The organism is Candidatus Eisenbacteria bacterium, from assembly GCA_035577985.1.
GTDB lineage: Bacteria > Desulfobacterota > Binatia > DP-6 > DP-6 > DATJZY01.
The window spans coordinates 1-9,500 of sequence record DATJZY010000058.1; the positions used below are offsets into that span (position 1 = coordinate 1).

Here is a 9,500-nt window from a genome sequence, read left to right on the forward strand (position 1 = left end):
CGCGCAGCAAAGCGATGTTGGCGCCGTGGGTCCACATGCGCTTCGCCGTCAGCCGCAGCGTTGGGTACAGCCAGGCACGCCTCCACGCGCCACCGGGGTGCGATTCGAAGCGCGCCCAAGGCGGGACGTGAGCGGGAGGCGAAGCCACGGTCGGGCCGGATCGGGCGGAATCGCAAGTCGGGGCATGAGTGCCGCTCGCGGACAAGGCAATGGCTTCGGCTACGGGGTTGCCGCCGTCTCCGACGAGTCTATGGACGCGTCGAACCCCCGCGTCGACGAGCGTCCGGATCCGGTGTTCGGTCACGGTGTCCATCGCAGTGCTCTCGAGCAAACGGCGTGCCGAGGCGCGCGGCCGGGACGCGATTCACCCCGGCCGGATCCGGACGCAGGCTGCCGAGTGACCGGCGCGCGTGCCGCCATCCCGGCAGCCTGCGCGGTTCCTTGAGGGCGGCGGGCCATGGCGGCGCACGGCGGCTCTGATGGGAGGGCGTCGACGTCGGGCGGCGCTAGCTCGAGTTCCCCGACTCGAAGACGGGCGCCGGGCGGATTTTGCTCGACAGCGCGATCCCCTCCTGGAAGCTGGTCAGTGCGGGCGCCGGGACCAGGACGACGCCATCGGGCGAGTCGGTGATCTCGATCCGCACCGCGATGCGCTGGGCGAGACGCACCCAGGTGAAGATCGGGTTCACCGTTTCTGATGGCTGCTCTCCTCTTGTTGCAAGGGGAGCGACACATCGTCGTGGTCGATGTCCCCTGGTACCTCGACGATCGAGCTTGATGTGACCTTCCCCGACCGCCAGGACGCCGGCCCGGCGAGAATGGAGTACAGGATGAGGACGACCCTCGAAGACACGAGCGCGGCAGATCGATCGTGGCGACGGCTCCCGGTTCTACCGTGCGGGCCTGCTTGTGGCTCTCCGCTCGTGCATAATTGCGTGACCTGAACCGGGGACCGCGATGAGCGGGCCACGAACGCGAGCGCTTCCGCGAGCCATCGGCAGCTTCTTGCTGGGTCTCTGTGCCCTGGCCGTGGTGACGCTCGTGTGTTTCGACCTCGGATTCGACTCGACCCCGACCGCGTTCCTCTGCTTGATCGTCATCGTCCTGCTTTCCCTCGTGAGCGAGTTCATCCCGCTCGCCTTGCTGTCGCTCTCGGCCGTCGCGTCTCTGAACTACTTCTTCGTCAAGCCGATCTTCACGTTCCGGATCGAGAGCCCCGCGGACGCCGTGGAGCTGGCGGCGTTCCTGCTCACCGCGCTCGTGACGACGCGCCTCGTCAGCCGATCGACGCGAGTCGCGCGGCTCTCGGAGGAGCGGGCTCGACTCCTGGATCTGACACACGACACGATCTGCATCACCGGCATGGACGATCGCATCACCTATTGGAATCAAGGCGCCGAAGAGGTGTACGGATGGACGGCCGACGAAGCGCTCGGCCGGGCCGCGCACGAGCTCCTGCAGACGACATATCTCGAGCCGATCTCAAACATCGCTGAGGAGCTGCTGCGAACCGGCTCCTGGCAGGGCGAGCTCATTACCACGACGCGCACCGGGAAGCGCACCATCGTCGCGTCTCGGAGCGTGGTCCAGCGAGACACATCGGGCAATCCGGTCGCCTTTCTCGTGACGGCCAACGACATCACGAATCAGAAACACGCCGAAGAAGCACTGCGGATGAGCGAGGAGAAGTGGAGGGCGGTTTTCGAGCACAACCCGACCATGTACTTCATGCTCGATCCCGCCGGCACGGTGATCTCGGTCAACCCGTTCGGCGCCGAGCAGCTCGGCTACACGGTCGAGGAGCTGGTGGGTCGCCCCGTGCTGGACGTGTTCCTCGACGACGATCGAGAGGCTGCCCGCCGGCACGTCGCCGACTGCGTCGCGCATCCTGGCGAGGCGATGAGCTGGGAGATCCGCAAGATCCGCAAGGACGGCACGGTGCTGTGGGTTCGCGAGACCGCGAGAACGATGCGGACGGCGGCCGACGACGTCGTCGTCCTCGTCGCGTGCGAGGACATCACCCAGCGCAGGCGCGCCGAGGACGAGCTGCGCGCGAGCGAGACCCGTTTCCGCACCCTGGTCGACCACGCGAGCGATGCGTTCTTCCTGTCCGACGAGAGGGGCATCGTCATCGATGTCAACCGCCGGGCGTGCGAGAGCAGCGGTTACACGCGCGACGAGCTCATCGGGAAGACCGCGGCCGATCTCGATGCGGACTTGGACATGAACTGGATCCGCGAGCGTCATGCGAGAGGCGAGGACGTCGTCACTTTCGAGAGTCGCTATCGCCGAAAGGACGGGACTCTGTTCCCGAGCGAGGTCCGCACGCGTGTGTTCCGCTCCGAGGACGGCCATCGCTTCGCCATCGCGCTCGTGCGGGACATCACGGATCGCAAGATTTCGGAGCAGGCGCTGCGCGAGGCGCAGGCGGCATTGGCGCACGTGACGCGCGTGACCACGCTCGGCGAGGTGACCGCCTCCTTCGCACACGAGCTCAATCAGCCGCTCGCCGCCATCACCAACAACGCCAGTGCGTGTCGCGCGCTGCTCGCGAGTGGGCGCCAGGAGCGGGGGGAGCTGCAAGAGGTTCTGGGGGACATCGTCGCCGATGCCGAACGGGCGAGCGCGATCATCGAGCGCGTGCGGGCCCTCGCGAAGCGCTCGACGCCCGAACGGGCGGAGCTGCGGCTCGTTGACGTCGTGAAGGACGTGCTCGCGCTGGCTGCGGCCGAGTTCGCTGCGCGTCACGTGTCGATTTGCACGGACATGCCTGCCGACCTCCCCGTCGTGGTCGGCGACCGCGTGCAGCTCCAGCAGGTGTTGTTGAACCTGGTCATCAACGGCATGGACGCCATGAGCAGCGTCGAAGAGGCCGAGCGGAAGCTCGCGATCGTCGGGCAGCTCGATGAGCAGGACGGTCACCCTGCGGTGAGGATCAGCGTGCAGGACCGCGGGATCGGCCTGCAGCCCGAGGAGACGGACCGCCTCTTCGAGGCGTTCTATACCACCAAACCGCACGGCATGGGCCTGGGCCTCGCGATCAGTCGTTCGATCATCGAGGTGCACGGGGGCCGCCTGTGGGCCGAGTCGAACCTCGATCGCGGCGCCGTCTTCTGCTTCCGCCTTCTCGCGGCGAAAGCATCTGTAGCCACGATCTCCCATCCGCCGACCGCCTCGTAGACGTCGGACTGGCTCTGCCGAGGGCGCCGATATTTCGGCGCGCCATTGGCGTAGCCGCCTGCTCCGGCGTGCGAGGCGCGCTGGGCACGTCCTCCGACGATCTCGACCTCGGCATGCTCGATGCCACGGCGGTGGTCACGTTTCTCGCCGCGCAGCGGACGCTGCAGGACGAGGGATTCCAGGGAAGAGGAGCGCTCGCGATGACGGGGATGGCCTTCGCGGGCGAGGCGTCTACGGTGCGCTGTTGAGCGCGCTGCTCGGGATCGTCTCGACCAGTCCCGCGGCAATCCCGTTCCTGCTGATCGAACGATTGCTGGGCGCTGCTCGTTTCCAACACCTTGTTGATCGGTTGCTGTCCGTGGTTGGCCACCGGCGCAGCTGCGCATACTCACAAGTATCGAATCGTTCGCGTTCCTGGCGGCAAGCTTCGCGCTCGTGGCGATAGCCGCCCGACTCGTGGGCTGATCCGCGAACAGGAAGCCGGTCGTCGATCGGGGCGGGCCGAGTTGCAGCGCTGGGCATTCGGACGGACCCTCCCGGGAGCACGGATGGGATGGGGAGGCGAAGATGACCAGGGACGATGCGACGCGAAGTGGCGAGGGTACGCGAGCCTCCGCCGCCGCGACGGGCGGCACGTGGGAGAGAGCGCTGGATCTCTTGCGCGAATGGGACCCGGCTTGGGCCGAGACTTGCCTTCGGATGACGACCAATCCGTGGCAGTCTGGGGTGCTCTCCCGCAAGACAGTGGAGCTCATCAGCATCGCATTGAACGCCGGAGCCGCAGTCCCGCATCCCGAGAGCGCTCGCCGCCACATCCGTGCGGCACTGGAGGCCGGAGCCAGTCGCGACGAAATCCTGCTGGTCCTCAAGCTGTCCGCGCTGCGCTCCGTTCGTTCTAGCGCGTTCGCGGGCCACCTTCTGGTCGAAGAGCTACCCCCGTCCGACCTCGAGGGCCGACGGACGCCGGCGCAGGCGCCGACGCCGACCGTCGACATGCTGCGGGCTGCCGGCCGATGGGATGGCGTCTGGGATTCCTTCGTCTACCTGGATCCAGAGTGGACCGAGGAAGTCATTGCCACCCGAGTGGAACTGGAAAAGAGTGGCGTCATGGCGCCGAAGCTCTTCGCCTTCCTGAGCGTCGCCTACTACGCATCACAGGGACATCTCCAACCAGCCGAGACGCGCCGGCACATCAAGGCCGCGATGCGAGCCGGGGCCACCTGGGAAGAGCTCATCGAAGTCCTCAAGCTGTGTTTCGTGCAGAGCGTGCAGGCCTGCAACTTCCTGGTGCCGATCCTCGACGAGGAGCTCGCGCGGCGCTGAGTGCGATCAAGGTTGCGCCAGGTCTCCCGTGCTGACGGCGAAGGCCGCGGCCTGCGTCCAGGCCTCCGCGCGAGCCGCCTGCTCGCGCGCGCGCGCCTGAGCCAGGCTGCGTTCCGCCTCGCGCACATCGGGGAAGCTCGCGAGACCGTGCTGGTAGGACTCGAACGTCGCCGCCCACGCTCGCTCGGAGGCGTCGAGCAGCGCCGCTGCAGCGCGCTGCTTCGCGAGAGCGACCTTGGCGTCGTTGTACGCCTTCCACACCTCGCGAACGGTCTTCTCCTTCGCGTGCTCCAGCTCGTTCTCCGCCTCGCGCCGCCGCGACTCGGCCAGCTTCACCTTGTTCCGGCGCTCGAAGCCTTCGAACAGATCCCACTCGAAACGCAGTCCGACGGAGTACTGCGCTTCGCCTACTCCCTGATAGCTGCTGTCTTCGACCTTGAGCTCGCCGAAGTTCCCGCCGATTTCACCCCGCGCCGCGAGCCGCGGCCAGAACTCGGCGCGCGCCCGCCTCACCTCGGCCTCTTGGGCCTGCACGCTCGCGAGCAGCGCGATCAGATCCGGGCGCTGGGCCAGCGCGCGGTCCACGGCCTCGTCGACCGACTCCGTGAGCTCCCGAGGCAACGGCCGCTGCGAGACGTCGACGATCTCGATCGGCGTAGCGGGTCCGATTCCGACACTCTCGAGGAGCGCCATGCGGGCGTCGTGCTCCGCGGCCATCGCGTCCTCGAGTTCGTACGCGGCTCTCGCGACTTCCTCCTGCACCTGCAGAACCTCGGGCCGCGTGGCAAGGCCGTGCTCCTTGCGCGCGACCACGGCGTCTTCGACGCTGCGCGCCGAGTCGAGGGCCGCCTGGTTGGCGTGCCGCTTGCCGCGTGCCGCCGTCAGCGCGTAGAAGTCCCGGGTGACGTCGAAAACGACCTCCTGGTGCTTCGCATTGAACCCCGCGTTGGCCTCGGCGACGAGCGCCTGGGCCGCATCGACCGCGGCGCGGCGGCGGCCGAAGTCCAGCAGCAGCCACTCGAGGCTCAACGCGGGGATGAGGAAATGCGTGTCGGCCCGGAACACGCCGCCGGGGACTACCGTCTCGGGAATCGGGAGCGGCACCGATGCGATCGCGGCGGTCGCGACCGCGGCGAGCTTCGGATAGTACGCGCCCTCGGCGAGGCCGGTCCCGATCGCCGCCTGGCGGACGCGCTCCCAAGCGACGCGCGTCTCGGGGTTGTTGCGCTGCGCGACGTCGATCAGCTCGGCGAGCTCGTAGATCTTCTGTGCATCGATCGCGACGGGCTCCGGAGATCCCGGGCGCTCGCCGGCTTCGGGGCGCGCGAGCCCGGCTGCCACGCGTTCCAGATCCGAGCCCTTCCACGGGCGATCCGCGGATGGCGGCGCGTTCGCGAGCGGCGCATAGGCCGCGCAGCCAGCGAGCAGCGGCGCGACGAGCCGGAGGAGAACCGTCGCACTGGGCCCGCATCGGACTCGCGCGCTCCGCATCAACGGATCACCGCGGACGCGAGCCGCTCGAGTCGTGGCACCAGCCGGCGATACAGGGCGAGCCGACCTTCGACTTGGAGCGCCCATTCCCGGTTCGCGATCTGAGAGCGCATGGCGTCCGCGACACCCGCCCACTCGGCCAGCGCTTCGCGCAGGTCCGGAATCTCTCGAAGTACGGACGCCGACGTGCGATCGGCGATGACCTCTAGACTCGCTCCCACCCGGTCGTCGAAGCGGCGCGTCGCGGCGACCAACGACGGCGGCAGCTTCGTCGGCGCAACGGCGGGTCGCTGGCTCGCGATCGCAAGCTGGGTCAGGAAGACCGACTGAGCCTCGGCGATCGCTGCCGGGAAGTGTCTCTGCGCCGCGCCGTCGCGCTCGCGAGAGGTCCACTCGAAGGCCTCTTCCTCGCTCGACTGCTGGGCCGCCGCGAAGTGGCGGTAGGCGCGCAAACGCAAGCCTTGGATGGCGCGGGCAATGATCGCCTGGTCGTCGCTCACGCGCCCGACGCGGGCGAGGTCGGCCATCGCACGCAACGCCGACGAAAGGCCGATCCACATGGCCGTGCCCGCGCGGACCGGCCAGACGCCGAGGAAGACCAGGCTGATCATGGCGTTGCCGAGCAGGATGCCCACCAGGCGATCCCGAATGGTGTAGAAGTACCAGCTCGGCTCGAAGGCCTGGATCACGCAGATGAAGAAGGCGAGGGCGATCTGCACTCCCGCATAGGAGATGCGCGCGCTGCCGACGTAGACCCACGCGGCCACCGCGGTGCCGGCCGCCACGAGCAGCGCGAGCGACGTGATCGACTCCATGTTCGGGATCAGCAGCAGGATGGCCAGGAAGCCCATTGCCCCGCCGACGAGGGCTCCCGCGATGCGCAAGGTGCCCCTCTGGATCGTGGCGCCCTCGCTCGTCAGGCCCACGATCATGCACGTGATGTAACACGTGCGGATGCCAGGCCAGTCGACGGCATGCATCAGCAGATAACAGATCAGGACGGCAAGCGCGCCCTTCAGCGCGTAGCGGACGTACTCGACATTCGTGAACGCGTCCGCCACGAACAAGCGGGTGCGCTCGGGTTCGGGCGCGGCGCTCGCGATCGCGATCGCATCGGAGGCCAGCACCTGTTGCGCGAGCGCGACGACGTTCTCGAGCTCGACGAGTACGGGCAGCAGCGCGGAGCCGCGATCGGCCGCGCGCGGTGCGGGCGCCTCCGTCACCGGCGCGAGCGCCTCGTCGCTCTCGATCGCGTGCCGCAGGCGGGCGCAGTCGGCTGCAAGCGCTCCCAACCGCGCGCGCTCCGCCGGGCTCGGCTCGATCGACACGTCCTGCAGCGCGGCGGCGGCAGTCTGCAGTCGATCCGTCAGCGTGATCAACGCGCTCTGCTGCGCGTGCCGGGCACGCCGGGACGGGTGCACGAGCTCCGCGCTGCGCAGGAGGCCCAGCACCCTCGCGATCCCCAGCGTCGCCGGCGGCGCGAGGCCACGCGCGTCGACGGGGCGGCGGCCGAGACTCGCTGCGATGGCTGCTCCGGCGGCGTCCACGCGGCGGAGCAGGTCTTCGCGGAGCAGCCGCAGTGGATCGGTGGGCGCAATCCACAGGTTGGCCGCGACTGCGCAGGCGATGCCGAGCCCGAACATGGGCCACAGCCACAGCGTGAGTCGCACGGCGCGGTCTGGAGTCGGCATGAAGTCCGGCAGCGTCAGAGCGACGGTCGGGACCAGCCCAAACAGGAACCCGACGGCGCCGATGGCGAAGATGCGGCGCAGGAAGAACGCTGCGGCTGCGGTCGCCCCCACCAGGCAGAAGCGCAGGGACGGCTGGTCCATCGAGACGAACAACAGCACGAGCGAGACGGCGACCGCGAGCGTGAGCGTCGCTAGACAGAGGATGCCAGTCAGCAGGGTCTCGCCGGACTCCTCGAGCGCGATCTTGAACACCACCCACACGGCGAGATAGGCATCCGGCACGCGAAGCGTCATGCACAACACGACGGCGACGACGCACGCCACGACGATGCGGCAGGTGGCGATGCCGCGACCGGGAAACGGCGCGAGCTCCCGACGCAGGAACGCGATCAGCGAGGGGATGGCTGCTGCCCCGCTCGCGGCTCGCATCGACGTGCCGCTCGTGGCGAACACGCGCCGTTCCCCTTCAGCGGGTGCCGACCTGCGCGCGGGGAGAGGACCCGCTTCGCACGATCGCGACGGCAGAGGCCCCCACGCGAAGCAGCTCGCGCGGCTGCGGATCCTCGACGCGGATGCGGACCGGAAAGCGCTGCGCGATGTGCACCCACTCGAGCTCGCGTTGGATCCGCGGGAGCCCGGGCGTGATCTGCATGTCTTCGGGGTTCACGGCCCAGCCAATCCCCTGCACGATGCCGCGGAAGCGATGGCTCGGATCGCTCAGCACGTAGAGCTCGGCCTCCATGCCCGGCGCGATGTGGGTGAGGTCGGTCTCGCGGTAGTTCGCCAACACGTACCAGGCCCGATCGTCCACCAGCGAGAATACCGGCACCGGCCCCGGCGCCACGAACTGTCCGATCGCCGTATGCAGGTTGACGACGCGGGCGTCGAAGGGAGCGCTCACGGTGCAGTAGCCGAGATCGAGCTCTGCCTTGGCGAGCGCCGCCTGCGCCGCATCCCGCTTGGCCTGGAGCGCGAGCAGGTTGCCCACGTCCTTTTCGGCCTGATCGGCCTTCTGACGCGCCTCGTCGACCGAAGCCTGCGCCGTGAGCTCCGCGGTGCGAGACTGATCCACCTGCTCGGGCGTCACGAACTCCTTGCCGAGCAACGGCTCCATTCGCCGACGGGTGTCGCTGGCCTTCTTCGCCTGGGCCTCCGCGCGGCGGAGCGCCGCCCTCGCGCCTTCGACCGCGAAGCGTTGTCCCTCGATCCGCCGCTGCGTCACGTCGATCTCGCCGTCGAGCGCGGCGACCTCCGCGCGCGCGCGCTCCACGGCAATCCGATACGGGCGCTGATCGATGACGAAGAGAAGCTCTCCTGCCCGCACCATCTGGTTGTCGACGATATGGAGCTCGTCGATGTTGCCGCTCACCTGCGGCACGACGTTGATGATGTCGGCCATGACGATCGCGTCGTCGGTCGTTGGGTTCCACACGATGCGGTGGACCACTACCGCGCCCAGCACGATCGCCGCAGCCAGCAGGCCGGGCACGAGGAACCGCTCCAAGATGGGGCGCACGTCTCGCACCTCAGCCTCCGAACAAGATCAGCCAAGTCGCGAAGATGAGAATGAACGCCAGGCTCGGGTATGCGAGTGCGGCTGGCCGAAGCGCGGCGGCCGTTTTCGTCGCCACGAATACCTGCCTGACGACGAGAGTGAGGACCACGCCGATCACGATGCTGATCAGCCACGCCGGGAAAAACGACCCGAGGATGTTCACGGACGGCGCCATGGGTAGCCTTCTCGATGCTCAGGTCATACAACGCTACAACGTCGAGGCCCGCGCGGAGCCGCGGACTGGACCCTCCGAATCCAAC

8 protein-coding genes and 1 pseudogene are annotated in these 9,500 nt (G+C 68.4%); 3 read left to right on the plus strand and 6 right to left on the minus strand.

What is annotated here, in order from left to right:
* Together VMS22_09600 and VMS22_09605 are read right to left on the minus strand one after the other, a co-directional pair.
* Positions 1–313 (minus strand): hypothetical protein (locus tag VMS22_09600; protein ID HXJ34276.1); only part of this gene is annotated, 313 nt, incomplete at its 3' end.
* A 193-nt stretch (positions 314–506) separates the two neighbouring features.
* A pseudogene (locus VMS22_09605) lies at positions 507–689 on the minus strand (hypothetical protein).
* A 268-nt stretch (positions 690–957) separates the two neighbouring features.
* Between VMS22_09605 and VMS22_09610 the strand changes: the two are divergent.
* From VMS22_09610 to VMS22_09620, 3 genes are all read left to right on the plus strand, one after another.
* Positions 958–3,180 (plus strand): PAS domain S-box protein, encoded by a 2,223-nt coding sequence (locus VMS22_09610; GenBank protein ID HXJ34277.1) that lies wholly within the window; start codon positions 958–960, stop codon positions 3,178–3,180.
* Positions 3,181–3,248: 68 nt separating this feature from the next.
* On the plus strand, positions 3,249–3,428 hold the full coding sequence (locus tag VMS22_09615; protein HXJ34278.1) for a hypothetical protein: 180 nt from the start codon (positions 3,249–3,251) through the stop codon (positions 3,426–3,428).
* Positions 3,429–3,747: 319 nt separating this feature from the next.
* Positions 3,748–4,503, plus strand: a complete 756-nt coding sequence (locus tag VMS22_09620; protein HXJ34279.1) for a carboxymuconolactone decarboxylase family protein — start codon at positions 3,748–3,750, stop codon at positions 4,501–4,503.
* Between the two features lie 6 nt (positions 4,504–4,509).
* Here VMS22_09620 and VMS22_09625 read toward each other — a convergent pair whose 3' ends face one another.
* The 4 genes from VMS22_09625 to VMS22_09640 form a co-directional block, all read right to left on the minus strand.
* Entirely contained in the window at positions 4,510–5,844 is a 1,335-nt protein-coding gene (locus VMS22_09625; GenBank protein ID HXJ34280.1) for a TolC family protein, read from the minus strand.
* A 149-nt stretch (positions 5,845–5,993) separates the two neighbouring features.
* Positions 5,994–8,138, minus strand: coding sequence for an FUSC family protein (locus VMS22_09630; GenBank protein HXJ34281.1), 2,145 nt, complete (start codon positions 8,136–8,138; stop codon positions 5,994–5,996).
* A 13-nt stretch (positions 8,139–8,151) separates the two neighbouring features.
* Positions 8,152–9,201 carry an HlyD family efflux transporter periplasmic adaptor subunit gene (locus tag VMS22_09635; protein HXJ34282.1) on the minus strand — a complete coding sequence of 350 codons (1,050 nt, stop codon included), beginning with the start codon at positions 9,199–9,201 and terminating at the stop codon, positions 8,152–8,154.
* Between the two features lie 10 nt (positions 9,202–9,211).
* Positions 9,212–9,415 carry a YtcA family lipoprotein gene (locus VMS22_09640; GenBank protein ID HXJ34283.1) on the minus strand — a complete coding sequence of 68 codons (204 nt, stop codon included), beginning with the start codon at positions 9,413–9,415 and terminating at the stop codon, positions 9,212–9,214.
* Between the last annotated feature and the right edge of the window lie 85 nt (positions 9,416–9,500).